Genomic DNA, 14,618 nt, shown 5'->3' on the forward strand with positions numbered 1-14,618 from the left:
CGGGCCGAGACAGGAGAGTTGTGGCAAAGGTCCGCGTCTACGAGCTCGCGAAGGAGCTCGGGGTGGAGAGCAAGACCATCATGACCAAGCTGACGGAGCTCGGTGAGTTCGTCCGCTCGGCATCCTCGACCATCGAGCCGCCGGTGGTCCGCAAGCTGCGCGACGCCTTCCCCGCCGGGGGAGCAGCGCCGAGCCGACCTGCGGCCGCCCGTCCGGCGCCCGCGGCGGCGTCGAAGCCCGCAGCGCCCAAGCCCGCCCCGAAGGCGGAGCCGCGCCCGGCCCCCGCGCCGGAGGCCCCGGCCGCTGCGCCGGAGGCGGCCCCGGCCGCCGAGGCGCCCGCGCGGCAGGCCCCTGCGGCCAAGGCGGCACCCGCAGAGCGTCCGGCCCCCGCGCCGGCCCCGGCACCTGCCCCCGCGCAGAAGCCGACCGCCTCGCCCAAGCCGGGCGGTGGCTCCAACACGCCCGCGCCGCGTCCCGGCGCACGGCCCGCTGCATCGCGTCCGGGCAACAACCCGTTCGCGCCCAGCCAGGGCATGCCGCGCCAGGGCGGTCCCCGCCCCGGCGCCCCGCGCCCCGGCAACAACCCGTTCGCGCCCAGCCAGGGCATGCCCCGTCCGGGCAGCCGTCCTGAGCGCACCGACGCCGGGGCCGCAGCCGGTGGTGGCGAGCGCCCGGGCGGTCCCCGCCCCGGTGGTCCCCGTCCCGCGCCGCGTCCCGGCGGGCCCCGTCCGAACCCGGGCATGATGCCCGGCCGCACCTCGGTCGGCCGTCCCGGCGACCGTCCCGCTCCCGGTGGTCGTCCCGGCGGTGGCGGTGGCGGCGGAGGCCGCGGTGGCTTCGGCGGTCGTCCCGGTGGCGGTGGCGGCGCCCCCGGCGCCGGCGGCGGTTTCGCCGGTCGCCCCGGTGGCGGCGGTCGTCCCGGTGGCGCAGGCCGCGGGTCGACCCAGGGTGCCTTCGGTCGTGCCGGCGGACGTCCCGTCCGTGGGCGCAAGTCGAAGCGGGCGAAGCGCCAGGAGTTCGAGCAGATGCAGGCGCCGTCGCTCGGCGGCGTGCAGGTTCCTCGCGGCAACGGCAAGACGGTCGTCCGCCTGCGCCACGGCTCGTCGCTGAACGACTTCGCCGACAAGATCGACGCCAACCCCGCGAGCCTCGTCACGGTGCTGTTCCACCTCGGTGAGATGGCGACCGCGACGCAGTCGCTCGACGAGGACACGTTCGGCACGCTCGCGTCCGAGCTCGGCTACGTCATCGAGATGGTCTCGGCCGAGGAGGAGGACCGCGAGCTGCTCGGGTCGTTCTCCATCGACCTGGACGCCGAGCTCGAGGCCGAGGGCGACGACGAGCTGGCGGCCCGTCCGCCGGTCGTCACCGTCATGGGCCACGTCGACCACGGAAAGACCAAGCTCCTCGACGCGATCCGCCAGACGGACGTCGTCGCGGGCGAGGCCGGCGGCATCACCCAGCACATCGGTGCCTACCAGGTCCGCCATGAGCACGAGGGCAACGACCGCGCCATCACCTTCATCGACACCCCGGGCCACGAGGCGTTCACCGCCATGCGTGCCCGTGGTGCCCAGGTGACGGACATCGCGATCCTCGTCGTGGCCGCCGACGACGGCGTCATGCCGCAGACCATCGAGGCGCTCAACCACGCCCAGGCCGCGAACGTGCCCATCGTCGTCGCGGTGAACAAGGTGGACAAGGAGGGGGCCAACCCCGCCAAGATCCGCCAGCAGCTCACCGAGTACAACCTGGTCGCCGAGGAGTACGGCGGCGACACGATGTTCGTCGACGTCTCCGCGAAGCAGAACATGGGCATCGACGACCTCCTCGAGGCCGTCCTGCTCACGGCCGACGCCTCGCTCGACCTGCGCGCCAACCCCGACAAGGACGCGCGCGGTGTCGCCATCGAGGCCAACCTGGACAAGGGCCGCGGCGCCGTCGCGACCGTGCTCGTCCAGTCCGGCACGCTGCGCGTCGGTGACGCGATCGTCGCCGGCACGGCCCACGGCCGCGTCCGCGCCATGTTCGACGAGCACGGCAACGCCGTGACCGAGGCGGGCCCCGCCCGTCCGGTCCTCGTGCTCGGACTCGCGTCCGTGCCGAGCGCGGGCGACACGTTCCTCGTGGCACCCGACGAGCGCACCGCTCGCCAGATCGCCGAGAAGCGCGAGGCCGCCGAGCGCGCCGCCCTCCTGGCCAAGCGCCGCAAGCGCATCAGCCTCGAGGACTTCACGCAGGCGCTCCAGCAGGGCAAGGTCGAGACCCTCAACCTCGTCCTCAAGGGCGACGTGTCCGGTGCCGTCGAGGCCCTCGAGGACGCGCTGCTCAAGATCGACGTCGGCGAGGAGGTCGAGCTGCGCGTCATCCACCGCGGTGTGGGTGCCATCACGCAGAACGACGTCAACCTCGCGACGGTCGACAACGCGATCATCATCGGCTTCAACGTGAAGTTCGGCGAGCGCGTCGAGGACCTGGCCGAGCGCGAGGGCGTCGACGTCCGCTTCTACTCGATCATCTACCAGGCGATCGACGACGTGGAGGCAGCGCTCAAGGGCATGCTCAAGCCGGAGTTCGAGGAGGCCCAGCTGGGCGCCGCGGAGATCCGCGAGATCTTCCGCTCCTCCAAGTTCGGCAACATCGCCGGGACGATCGTCCGGTCCGGCGAGATCCGCCGCAACGCCAAGGCGCGCGTCCTGCGCGACGGCAAGGTCGTGGGGGACAACCTCACGGTCGAGTCGCTCAAGCGGTTCAAGGACGACGCCACCGAGGTTCGCGAGGGCTACGAGTGCGGTATCGGGCTCGGGTCCTTCAACGACCTGCAGATCGGCGACACGATCGAGACGTTCGAGATGCGGGAGAAGCCGCGTTCCTGACGTTCGTCGGTGCTCGGGGGCGGTCACGTTTCGTGGCCGCCCCCGGGCGTACCTGCGGTGCTGGCTCACCTCCGGGCCGTGACTCCGCAGGGCGGCGGCGGGTCTACCATCCGCCCGCTCGTCCCTCGTGGGCTCCCGCCAGACCCACCACGACCCGCCGCCGCCCTGCTGCGCCCCGGTCCTCTGCGTGCGCCCCCCGCTCGGCCGGCGTCCACGACGCGGCGTACGGTCGTCACGAACTCGAGCCGGCGCCGCCCGGCATGAAAGGAAGAAATTCATGGTCGATCACCCTCGGGCGAGGAAGCTCGCCGACCGGATCAAGGTCATCGTCGCGCAGATGCTCGACACGCGGATCAAGGACCCGCGGCTCGGGTTCGTCACCGTCACCGACGTGCGCGTGACCGGCGACCTGCAGAACGCCTCGGTGTTCTACACGGTCTACGGCACCGACGAGGAGCGGGAGGGGACCGCCGCCGCGCTCGAGAGCGCGAAGGGGATCATCCGGTCCGAGGTCGGCAAGCAGACGGGCATCCGCCTCACGCCGACGCTCGAGTTCCACCTGGACTCCGTGCCCGAGACGGCGGCGCACCTCGACGCCGCGCTCATCGAGGCCCGGCGGCGCGACGCCGAGCTCGCGGCGCTGCGCGAGGGCAAGTCCTTCGCGGGCGACGAGGACCCGTACCGCACGCCCGAGCAGGGCGATGAGCGCACCGAGGACTGAGCGGCCTGCGCCGCCGCCGCGGCGCCCGACGGCGCCCGACGGCCTGCTCGTCGTCGACAAGCCGGGCGGGTGGACGAGCCACGACGTCGTCGGTCGCGTCCGCCGGCTCGCCGGCACGCGCAAGGTCGGGCACGCCGGGACGCTCGACCCGATGGCCACGGGCGTGCTCGTGCTCGGCGTGGGTCGGGCGACGAAGCTGCTCACGTACGTCGTCGGCGCCGACAAGGAGTACGCGGCGACCGTGCGGCTCGGCGTGAGCACGACGACGGACGACGCCGAGGGCGAGGTCGTCGCCCGGGCCGACACGTCCGGCGTCGGGCGGGACGCGATCGACGCGGAGGTGGCGCTGCTGACGGGCGACATCCTCCAGGCGCCGAGCGCCGTGAGCGCGATCAAGGTGGACGGGAAGCGCGCGTACGCGCTCGTCCGCGCGGGCGAGCAGGTCGAGCTCGCGGCCCGCCCCGTGACCGTGTCGCGGTTCGACGTGCACGACGTGCGCGTCGTCGCGCCCGGTGCGGGCGGCCTGCCCGACGACGCCCCCGCGGTCCTCGACCTCGACGTCACCGTCGTGTGCTCGTCCGGCACGTACGTCCGCGCGCTCGCGCGGGACCTCGGGGCAGCTCTCGGCGTCGGGGGACACCTCACGGCGCTGCGACGCACGCGGGTCGGCGGCTACGGCCTCGACGTCGCCGTCACCCTCGAGGAGGCCGAGGCGCAGGCGGACCGGGACGGGGTCCTCGCCACCGTCCCGCTCGCCGACGCGGCGCGCGCGACGTTCCCGGTGCGCGACCTCACCGACGCCGAGGCCGTCGCGCTGTCCTACGGGCAGTGGGTCGCGGCGTCGGGCGCCGCGGGCACGACGGCCGCGATGGCACCCGACGGCACGCTCGTCGCGCTCGTCGAGGACACCCGTCGCGGCGGCGCCGACCTCGCGCGGCCCGTCCTCGTGCTCGCGCCCGCGTGACCCGGACCACACGACCGGCCGTCCTGCAGGGCCCGCACGGTCACGACGACCCGTCCCCGTCGTGGCAGGCTTGACCCTCGCGACACCCGTCGCCCGGCAGCACCCGCCCGGCAGCACGTCGGCACGCCACCGGCCGGGCGACCGATCCCTAGACACCCGAGGAGCTCGCACGTGCACCTGTGGACGGCCCTGAGCCAGGTCCCGTCGGGGTTCGGCCCGACGGTCGTGACGCTCGGCAACTTCGACGGCGTCCACCGCGGTCACGCACAGGTCCTCGGCCGCATCGTCGGCCTCGCCCGGTCGCGCGACGCCCGGGCCGTCGCCGTGACGTTCCACCCGCACCCCGCCGTCGTGCACCGCCCGGACGAGGCGCCCGAGCTCATCACCGGCATCGCGGACCGCATGGAGCTGCTCGCGGCCACCGGTCTCGACGCGGTCCTGCTCGTCGAGTACACGCTCGACTTCGCGCGCCAGACGCCCGAGGAGTTCGTGCAGACGTACCTGGTCGACGGCCTGCACGCGGGGACCGTCGTCGTCGGGCACGACGTCCGGTTCGGCCGGGACAACTCCGGCACCCTCGCCACGATGGTCGAGCTGGGCACGCGCCACGGGTTCGAGGTCGTCGCGATCGACGACGTCGGACAGCACCAGGGCGTCCCCGTCACCGAGGGCGACCTCGGGCACGACGCCCGCTGGTCGTCGACGGGCGTGCGGGCGCTCCTCACGGCGGGCGACGTCCGGGAGGCGGCACGCATCCTCGGGCGCCACCACCGCGTGCGGGGAGCCGTCGTCCACGGCGACGCGCGCGGTCGCGACCTGGGGTTCCCGACGGCCAACCTCGGCGAGGTCGCGGGCATGGTCCCGGCGGACGGCGTCTACGCCGGGTGGCTCGAGCGTCCACAGCTCGCCGCCGCCGACCCCGGGCACCCGGACGTCCGGCTGCCCGCCGCGATCTCGATCGGCACCAACCCGACGTTCGACGGCCTCGAGCGGCGCGTCGAGGCCTACGTGCTCGACCGCACCGACCTCGACCTCTACGACGAGGACGTCGTCCTCGAGCTCGTCGACCGCCTGCGGCCGACGCTGCGCTTCGACGGCGTCGAGCCGCTCGTCGCGCAGATGCACGACGACGTGGCGCGCGCCCGCACCGTGCTCGCCGCCGACCGGGGGGAGTGAGGCGCGTGCGCGAGGACGCGGCCGTCGTCGCGCGCGACCTGCGCGTGGGGTACGGGGACGCTGCGGTGTGCGCTCCCGTCGACCTCAGGCTCTCGGCGGGGGAGGTGCTCGCGGTGGTCGGCCCGAACGGGAGCGGCAAGTCGACCGTGCTCAAGACCGTGCTCGGCCGTCTCGACGCGCTCGGCGGTACGGTCGAGGTCCTCGGACGACCGGTCGACGAGCGCGAGCGCGCGTTCCGCGCTCGCGTGGCCGGCGTCGGGGACGACGACGCGTACTTCCCCGGCCTGAGCGTGCGCGAGCACCTCGTGCTCCTCGCGCGCGGGCACGGCGTCGCGGAGGCGGGGGGCGCCGTCGACGAGGTCATGGCGATGCTCGGCATCACGTCGCGCGCGGACGCCGCGCCCACCGAGCTGTCGTCCGGCCAGCGCCGCCGCCTGCTGCTCGCGACCGCGTTCGTCCGCCCCCGCGACGTGCTCGTGCTCGACGAGCCCGAGCAGCGTCTCGACCCGGGCACCCGCCGGCTCGTGGCCGACCTCATCGCCGCAGAGGCCGCGCGCGGTGTCGCGGTGCTGCTCGCGACGCACGACCCCGAGGTCGCGGCCCGCACGGGCGCGCGCGGGCTGCTCGTCGGCGAGGACGCCTGCACCGACGTCGCCCGTCACGACCTCGCCGGGGTCCTCACGGCGGTCCGATGACGTCGGTCGACGCGCCGGTCGTGCGCACGGCCCCCGACGAGCAGCTCACGGGCCGCGAGCTGCGGCGCCTCACGGCCCGTGTCGCGACCTGGCACGCGCGGCACGCGGGGCGCGGGCCCGGACAGCTCCTCGTCGACGTCGCCTACGTCGTCGTGTCCGTCCTGCTCGCCGGGCTGCTCGTGGGTGGCACCGTGTCCGCGGTGGGCGACGCGCTGACGAGCGAGCAGGCGTGGACCCTCGGCGAGAGCCTGGGGGGCGACCTCGACCCGTGGACCGGTGGAGCCCGACCGCCGTCGCCGGGAGTCGTGGTCCTGCTCGTCCTGTGCGTCCTCCTCGGGCTGGTGGCGTCGACCGCGGCGCGGCTCGGCCCCGCGGGCGTCGGGACCGCCGGGGTGCACTGGTGGGTGCCGACGCCCGCCGACCGCCGCGGGCTGCTCCTGCCGTCGGTCGGCGCGGCGGTCGGGTGGGCACTCGTCGCCGGCGCGCTCGGCGGGGCGGCCGCGGGACTCCTCGCGGCCGCCGGACCGACGGGCGTGCTCGCGGGCGCGCTCGTGGGAGCGCCCGCCGCCGTCGTGGTGGTGTCCCTCACGGGCCTCGTGCAGCATCGCGGGTCGCGCACGGCCGTCCTCGTGGGCGACACGCTCGTGGCGGGCGTCCCGGTCCTCGGGCTCGTGCTCGTCACCACCGGGCTGCACCTGCCCGTCCTCGGACCCTCGGCCACCCTGACGGCCCTCGCGGTGACCCTCGCGGCGCTCGCGGCAGGTCTGGCCGTGCTCTGGTCGTCGCGCGTCGACCGGCTCCGGCTGCCGGTCCTCGCGGCCCGGAGCGGCGAGTCCGACCGGCTCGGTGCGGCGCTGCTGTCGGTGGACCCGCGCGACCTCGGGCGCGCGCTCGACGCCGGTGCTCGTCCCCGCCGGCCGCGCCGAGGCCGGGCGTTCCGTGCCGTGCGGGGCCCCTGGAGCGCGGTCGTCGCCGCCGACGTGGCGCTGCTCGTCCGCACGTCGTCGTCGTGGACGCAGCTCGTCGGGCTCGTCGCGCTGCTCGTGCTCGCGCACCAGGTGCCCGTCCTCGCGGCCGGTCCCGGGCTCGCGATCGTCGTCGCCCTCGCGGGGATGCGTGCGGCGGGGCTCGGCGCCGGCGGCGCACGCCACGCCGAGATGGTGCCGGCGCTGGACGCGTCCCTGCCGCTGTCCGCCCGCGCGGTCCGGGCGGCGCGCCTCGTCGTCCCCGCGGCGACCGCCACCCTCGCCCTCGTCGCCGGCGCCGTCCCCCTCGTGCTGGCCACCGGTTCCACCGGGTGGCTCGCGCTCGCCGCGCTCGTCGGCGTCGGGTGCGGCGCGAGCGCTGTGCGCGGCGCGCTGCGGCCCGCGCCGGACTGGTCCGGCCCGCTGCTCGCGACGCCCATGGGCGCGATCCCGATGAACGCCGCAGCGGTCGCACGCCAGGGCCCCGACCTTCTCGTGCTGAGCCTCGTCCCCTTCACGATCGCCGCGCTGCTCGGCGTCGTCACGCCCGCCCTCGTCGTCGTGCAGGCGGTCGCGGCGCTCGCGGCGGTCGCGATCGCGACGCACGCCCCGCGGCGCGGATAGGGCACGCGAGCAGGCCGCTCGCCGCCGTGTCACGGACGGGTCCCCGCCCGCTCCCTCTCCGTGTGAGGTGCGTCACGCGGAACGTGGCGTGCCGGTCGCGGTCACGGCGCCCGACAGCCCCGGGCACGTCCGCAAGCGTTCCATCCCTGCTCTCAGAGAGGCAGAGCCATGGAGGCTCCGCAGAACCCGTCGGGCGACGACGTCACACCCGACTCGATCGACCAGGCGTCCACCCCGATCGGCCGGACGGTGCGCAGCGTCGGCCACGGGTCGACCGTCGCCGCCGTCGACGACGCACCCGGCGCGACGACCGACCCCGCCACGTCGAACGCGCCGCTCCTTCCCGCTGCGGAGGCCGCGGTCTACCGCGACCTGCGCGAGCACCGCTACGACTCGACGACCGCCTTCGACTACCTCTTCCCCGAGCTCGCCGCGACGTTCCCGAACGCGCACCTGGCGCACGGCAACGGCACGACGGCCGCCGTCGTCGAGCACCTCAAGGCCCTCGGCACCGCGATGGTGAGCCCGCCCCCGCCGCCACCCGGCGGCGGTCCGGCGGTCCGCAACTCGCACGTCCCCGCCGTGTACACGTACTGGGGCCAGTTCATCGACCACGACATCACGCTCAACACCAACGGTCCGGACGAGGACGCGGACGCGGACGGCAACCAGGCGCTCGGGGACATCGACCGGGTGCCGTTCCGGGTCTTCGACCCGAAGGTCGTCGTCAGGAGCCTGCGCAACGCGAGGCACCCCGCCCTCGACCTCGACTCGCTCTACGGCAGCGGTCCGAAGTTCGAGGGCGATCCCGGCCACGGGACGACCCGGAGCGAGGCGGCGTTCGTCGAGGGCTCCGCGAAGCTGCGGCTCGGGCGGATCCCCCTCGAGCCGTTCGCCGTCCCCGGTGGGGGGCCCACGTTCCTGCTCTGCCCGCCGGAGCCCGACCGGCAGCGCGACCTCCCGCGCGGCGCCGACCGAGGGCCCCTGATCCCGGACGGTCGCAACGACGAGAACCTCGTCGTCGCACAGTTCCACGTCGCGATGATCCGGTTCCACAACGCCGTCGTCGACTGGGTGGCGGAGTTCGAGCCGTGGGTGCGTGCTGCGGGCGAGCGCGGGCTGTACGAGCGGGCGAACCAGCTCGTGCGGTGGCACTACCAGTGGCTCGTCGTCAACGACTACCTGCGCACCCTCACCAAGCCGGGCGTGCTCGACGCGATCCTGCTCGGGGACGCCCCGTTCTTCAGGCCGCGGCACCCGATCGCGATGCCGCTCGAGTTCGCGGTCGCCGCGTTCCGCTTCGGGCACTCGATGGTGCGCGACACGTACGACTTCAACGTCAACTTCACACCGGGCGGGCCCGCGGGTCTCGCGACGCTCGAGCAGCTCTTCCGGTTCACGGGCGGTGGCGGCCTGACCCAGGGTGGTCCGCCGAACCCCGTGCTCCCGTCGAACTGGCCGATCGACTGGTCGAAGTTCGTGGACAAGGGTGACGCCAACCCGTTCCACTCCGCGGAGAAGATCGACACGTTCCTCGCGCCCTCGCTCGGGACGATGATCAAGGAGGGGAAGATCGAGCTCGAGCCCGGGCAGTCGCCGACGACCGCGCAGACGATCGCGAGCGAGCTGCAGAAGCAGCTCGCGCAGCGCAACCTGCTGCGCGGGTACATGCTCGGGCTGCCCACCGGCGAGGCGGTGGCCCGTGCCTTCGGTCTCGAGCCCCTGTCGCCGGAGCGGCTCGTGGAGAACGCGCCGCAGCCGGTCGTCGAGGCCATGGACAAGGTGCGCTCCGTCGGCGGCGGGAGCCCGCTGTGGTACTACGTGCTCAAGGAGGCGGAGCTCCAGGGCGACGGCAGCTTCCTCGGGGACGTCGGCAGCCGGATCCTCGCGGAGACCTTCGTCCACCTGCTGCGCCAGGACGACCGGTCGTACCTCCGCGCGACCCACCACTGGACGCCCGCGCAGGGCGTGCACTTCGAGGACGGCTCGCTCGTCCTCACGCTGCCGGACGTGCTGCGGTTCGCGGGCGTGCTGCCCGACGCCGCGGGGGAGTTCCGCGGCGGCGGCACCGCGGGCCACGACGACGCGTCGTGACCTGACCACCTGACGACCACCACGCCCGACGGCGCGGCCTCCTCTCCCGGGGAGCCGCGCCGTCGTGCTGCGTCGGACTGTCGGTCGGGCCGCCGGTCGGGCCGCCGGTCGGGCCGCCGGTCGGGCCGGGCGAAGGCGTCCACCTGGTAAGATCGTGGCGCCGTCTGATCGGCCGCGGATCCAGAGAGCCTCAGGAAGTTCCTCCTGACGCGCCGCGCAACGAACCCGAAGGAGAACCGTGCCGCTCGACACTGCCACGAAGCAGCGCATCATGACCGAGTACGCGACGAGCGAGGGCGACACCGGTTCGCCGGAGGTCCAGATCGCGATGCTCTCGCAGCGCATCAAGGACCTGACCGAGCACCTCAAGGAGCACAAGCACGACCACCACAGCCGTCGTGGTCTGCTCCTCCTCGTCGGCCAGCGTCGCCGCCTCCTCGGCTACCTGCAGAGGGTCGACATCAACCGCTACCGCAGCCTGATCGAGCGTCTCGGTCTGCGCCGCTGAACCACCCTCTCCAGCCCGGTCCCCTGCGGGGACCGGGCTGGTCTGGTGAGATGAACCCGTAGAACACCCACTGCGCCGCCGGCCTCTCGTTCGGTCCTCGGTAGTGGCCCACGGACCCCGTCTCGAGTCGTCCTCCGGACGACGGACGGGCACCGCCGTGGACCTCGATCGAAGACCGCCGAGCGTCGAGCGCGACCGGAGCCCTCTGCGCGCCACGCGCGCGACGGCACGGACCGGAACCCTCGACAGGGCTACCCGGGCGGCGCTTCGAGAAAGGGAGGGCACCCATGGAGGGTCCCGAGATCCAGTTCGCCGAGGCCACGATCGACAACGGTCGCTTCGGCACCCGCACCGTCCGGTTCGAGACCGGGCGCCTCGCCCGTCAGGCGGCGGGCTCCGTCGCCGCGTACCTCGACGACGAGACCATGCTCCTGTCGGCCACCACGGCCGGCAAGCACCCCAAGGAGCAGTTCGACTTCTTCCCGCTCACGGTGGACGTCGAGGAGCGCATGTACGCCGCGGGCCGCATCCCCGGCTCGTTCTTCCGTCGCGAGGGCCGTCCCTCGACGGACGCGATCCTCGCCTGCCGCCTCATCGACCGCCCGCTGCGCCCCCTGTTCGTCAAGGGCCTGCGCAACGAGGTCCAGGTCGTCATCACCGTCCTCGCGCTCCACCCGGACGACGCGTACGACACGCTCGCGATCAACGCCGCCTCGGCGTCGACGCAGATCTCCGGCCTGCCGTTCTCCGGCCCGGTCGGCGCCGTGCGCATCGCGCTGATCGACGGCCAGTGGGTCGCGTTCCCCAAGTACTCCGACAAGGAGCGCGCGGTCTTCGACATGGTCGTCGCCGGGCGGAACGTCGTCGCGGCCGACGGCTCGACCGACGTCGCGATCGCCATGATCGAGGCCGAGGCCACCGACAACGCGTGGGGCCTCATCAAGGACGAGGGCGTGGGCGCCCCGACGGAGGAGGTCGTCGCCGAGGGCATCGAGGCGGCCAAGCCGTTCATCAAGGCCCTGTGCGACGCGCAGGCATCGCTCGCCGCGCAGTCGGCCAAGCCGGTCCGCGAGTTCCCGGTCTTCCTCGAGTACCAGGACGACGCGTTCGCGGCCGTCGAGGCCGAGGTCGCGGCGGACCTGCGCGACGCGCTCGCCATCGCGGACAAGCAGGACCGCGAGAACCGTCTCGACGAGATCAAGAACGAGATGGTGGGCAAGCTCCAGGCCGGGTTCGACGGCCGCGAGAAGGAGCTGTCGGCGGCGTACCGCTCGCTCCAGAAGAAGCTCGTGCGCCAGCGCGTCCTCACGGACGGCGTGCGCATCGACGGCCGTGGCCTGGCGGACATCCGCACGCTGTCGGCCGAGGTCGAGGTGCTCCCGCGCGTGCACGGCTCCGCGCTGTTCGAGCGTGGCGAGACGCAGATCATGGGCGTCACGACGCTCAACATGCTCCGCATGGAGCAGCAGATCGACTCGCTCGGTCCGGAGACGCGCAAGCGCTACATGCACAACTACAACTTCCCGCCCTACTCGACCGGTGAGACCGGCCGCGTGGGCAGCCCCAAGCGTCGCGAGATCGGGCACGGCGCCCTCGCCGAGCGCGCGCTCGTGCCGGTGCTGCCGAGCCGCGAGGAGTTCCCGTACGCGATCCGTCAGGTGTCCGAGGCTCTCGGCTCCAACGGCTCGACGTCCATGGGCTCGGTCTGCGCCTCGACGCTGTCGCTCCTCAACGCGGGCGTGCCGCTGCGCGCGGCCGTCGCGGGCATCGCGATGGGCCTCATCTCCGACACCGTGGACGGTGAGACCCGCTACGCGGCGCTCACCGACATCCTCGGCGCCGAGGACGCCTTCGGCGACATGGACTTCAAGGTCGCCGGCACGCGCGAGTTCGTCACGGCCATCCAGCTCGACACCAAGCTCGACGGCATCCCCGCCTCGGTGCTCGGCGGCGCGCTGACCCAGGCCCGCGACGCGCGCCTGACGATCCTCGACGTGCTCGCCGAGGCGATCGACGTCCCGGACGAGATGTCCCCGAACGCCCCGCGCGTCATCTCCGTGAAGGTGCCGGTCGACAAGATCGGCGAGGTCATCGGCCCCAAGGGCAAGATGATCAACCAGATCCAGGAGGAGACGGGCGCGGACATCTCCATCGAGGACGACGGCACCGTCTACATCGGCGCCACCGACGGCCCGTCGGCCGAGGCCGCCCGCGCGGCGATCAACGCGATCGCCAACCCGCACGTCCCCGAGATCGGCGAGCGCTTCGTCGGCACCGTCGTCAAGACGACGTCGTTCGGCGCGTTCATCTCGCTCTCCCCGGGCAAGGACGGTCTGCTGCACATCAGCCAGATCCGCAAGCTCGTGGGCGGCAAGCGCGTCGAGAACGTCGAGGACGTGCTCTCCATCGGCCAGAAGGTCCAGGTCGAGATCGGCGAGATCGACCCGCGCGGCAAGCTCTCGCTCCACGCCGTGGTCGAGGAGTCCGCAGAGGGCGCCGACGACGCGGCCCCGGCCGTCGAGGGCGCGGACGCCTGACGTGCCCTGGGACCTTCCGCTCGTCCCGGCCGGCACGGCCGGGGCGGAGCTGACCGCCGGGCAGGACGGTGCGACCATCCGTCGCAGCGTCCTGCCCGGCGGGGTCCGGGTGCTCACCGAGTCGATGCCGGGCCTGCGCTCGGCCACGATGGGCGCCTGGGTCGGCGTCGGCTCGCGCGACGAGACCGACGGCCACTTCGGCTCGACCCACTTCCTCGAGCACCTGCTGTTCAAGGGCACCGCGCGCCGGTCGGCCATGGACATCGCCGAGGCGTTCGACGCCGTCGGCGGCGAGGCCAACGCGGCGACCGGCAAGGAGCACACGTGCTACTACGCGCGCGTGCTCGACACCGACCTCCCGATGGCGGTCGACGTCATCACGGACATGGTGACCTCTGCGCGCCTCGACGGCGACGAGCTCGAGACCGAGCGCGGCGTCATCCTCGAAGAGCTCGCGATGAACGACGACGACCCCTCGGACGTCGTCCACGAGGAGTTCGCCGCCGCCGTCCTCGCCGGCCACCCCCTGGGCCGGCCGATCGGCGGCACGCCCGACACGATCAACGCCGTCCCGCGCGACGCGGTCTGGGAGCACTACCGGTGGCACTACCGCCCCGAGACCCTCGTGGTCGCGGCGGCGGGCGGCGTCGACCACGACGTGCTCGTGGACCAGGTGGCGCGCGCCCTGACCGACGGGGGATGGACGCTCGACGCGTCCGCCGCACCCCGGGCGCGGCGCGACCCGTACGACCCCGCGCTCGTGGGGGTCGGGACGGACGCCGTCGAGCTGACCATCCGGCGCACGGTCGAGCAGGCGAACGTCGTCATCGGCGGCACCGGCCTGTCCGCCACGGACGACCGCCGCTTCACGCTGTCGGTGCTCAGCGCCGCCCTCGGCGGCGGCATGAGCTCGCGCCTGTTCCAGGAGATCCGCGAGAAGCGCGGTCTGGCGTACTCGACGTACTCGTTCGCGTCCGGTCACGGCGGCATCGGCACGTTCGGCCTCTATGCCGGCTGCGCGCCGTCGAAGGTCGACGAGGTGACCGCGCTGCTGCACGGCGAGCTGGACCGGTTCGCCGACGACGGCATCACGGGCGCCGAGCTGGACCGCAGCATCGGCCAGCTCGCGGGCGGACTGGTCCTCGGTCTCGAGGACTCGGGCTCGCGCATGAGCCGGCTCGGCAAGGCCGAGCTCGTCTACGGCGAGCTGCTGAGCCTCGAGGAGTCGCTCGACGCGATCCGGTCCGTCACGGCCGACGACGTGCGCAAGCTGGCGGGCGAGCTCGCCTCGCGCGCTCGTTCCGTCGTCCGCGTCGGACCGTTCGGCGACTGAGGGCGCGCTCCCTCCACGCCTGGTCACGACGGCCGTCCTTCCTGCGGGGAGGGCGGCCGTCGTCGTCCCCTGCGGCCCGGACGGAGCCCGGGCGCCCGATAGGGTGGCGCACGTGAGCGAGCAGA

The 14,618-nt window shown here is 73.8% G+C and carries 10 protein-coding genes; all 10 read left to right on the forward strand.

The window, feature by feature from the left end; translation table 11 throughout:
• The first annotated feature begins 20 nt into the window (after window positions 1–20).
• The 10 genes from infB (at window position 21) to AC4H2G_RS18120 (ending at window position 14,493) form a co-directional block, all read left to right on the forward strand.
• Window positions 21–2,876 carry a translation initiation factor IF-2 gene (gene infB, locus AC4H2G_RS18075; protein WP_494367119.1) on the forward strand — a complete coding sequence of 952 codons (2,856 nt, stop codon included), beginning with the start codon at window positions 21–23 and terminating at the stop codon, window positions 2,874–2,876.
• 277 nt (window positions 2,877–3,153) lie between these two features.
• The gene (rbfA, locus tag AC4H2G_RS18080; RefSeq protein WP_494367120.1) at window positions 3,154–3,597 is read left to right on the forward strand and encodes a 30S ribosome-binding factor RbfA; all 444 of its coding nucleotides are present in this window, start codon (window positions 3,154–3,156) and stop codon (window positions 3,595–3,597) included.
• Window positions 3,578–4,561, forward strand: coding sequence for a tRNA pseudouridine(55) synthase TruB (gene truB / locus AC4H2G_RS18085; protein WP_494367121.1), 984 nt, complete (start codon window positions 3,578–3,580; stop codon window positions 4,559–4,561). The genes rbfA and truB overlap by 20 nt, the downstream gene beginning before the upstream one ends.
• Window positions 4,562–4,732: 171 nt before the next feature.
• Complete coding sequence (locus tag AC4H2G_RS18090; RefSeq protein ID WP_494367122.1) at window positions 4,733–5,737, forward strand: bifunctional riboflavin kinase/FAD synthetase; 1,005 nt, start codon at window positions 4,733–4,735, stop codon at window positions 5,735–5,737.
• Between the two features lie 5 nt (window positions 5,738–5,742).
• Window positions 5,743–6,432, forward strand: coding sequence for an ABC transporter ATP-binding protein (locus tag AC4H2G_RS18095; RefSeq protein WP_494367123.1), 690 nt, complete (start codon window positions 5,743–5,745; stop codon window positions 6,430–6,432).
• Complete coding sequence (locus AC4H2G_RS18100; protein WP_494367124.1) at window positions 6,429–8,021, forward strand: DUF6297 family protein; 1,593 nt, start codon at window positions 6,429–6,431, stop codon at window positions 8,019–8,021. Before AC4H2G_RS18095 ends, AC4H2G_RS18100 begins: the two co-directional genes overlap by 4 nt.
• Window positions 8,022–8,189: 168 nt before the next feature.
• Window positions 8,190–10,115: a peroxidase family protein gene (locus AC4H2G_RS18105; RefSeq protein ID WP_494367125.1), complete on the forward strand. Its 1,926-nt coding sequence runs from the start codon at window positions 8,190–8,192 to the stop codon at window positions 10,113–10,115.
• A 238-nt stretch (window positions 10,116–10,353) separates the two neighbouring features.
• A complete protein-coding gene (gene rpsO / locus AC4H2G_RS18110; RefSeq protein WP_494367126.1) occupies window positions 10,354–10,623 on the forward strand; it encodes a 30S ribosomal protein S15 in 270 nt (89 codons plus the stop codon).
• Between the two features lie 287 nt (window positions 10,624–10,910).
• Entirely contained in the window at window positions 10,911–13,160 is a 2,250-nt protein-coding gene (locus tag AC4H2G_RS18115) for a polyribonucleotide nucleotidyltransferase (RefSeq protein ID WP_494367127.1), read from the forward strand.
• 1 nt (window position 13,161) lies between these two features.
• Complete coding sequence (locus AC4H2G_RS18120) at window positions 13,162–14,493, forward strand: M16 family metallopeptidase (RefSeq protein WP_494367128.1); 1,332 nt, start codon at window positions 13,162–13,164, stop codon at window positions 14,491–14,493.
• The last annotated feature ends 125 nt before the right edge of the window (window positions 14,494–14,618 follow it).

The sequence above is a fragment of the Cellulosimicrobium sp. BMG9.23 genome, from assembly GCF_059159985.1.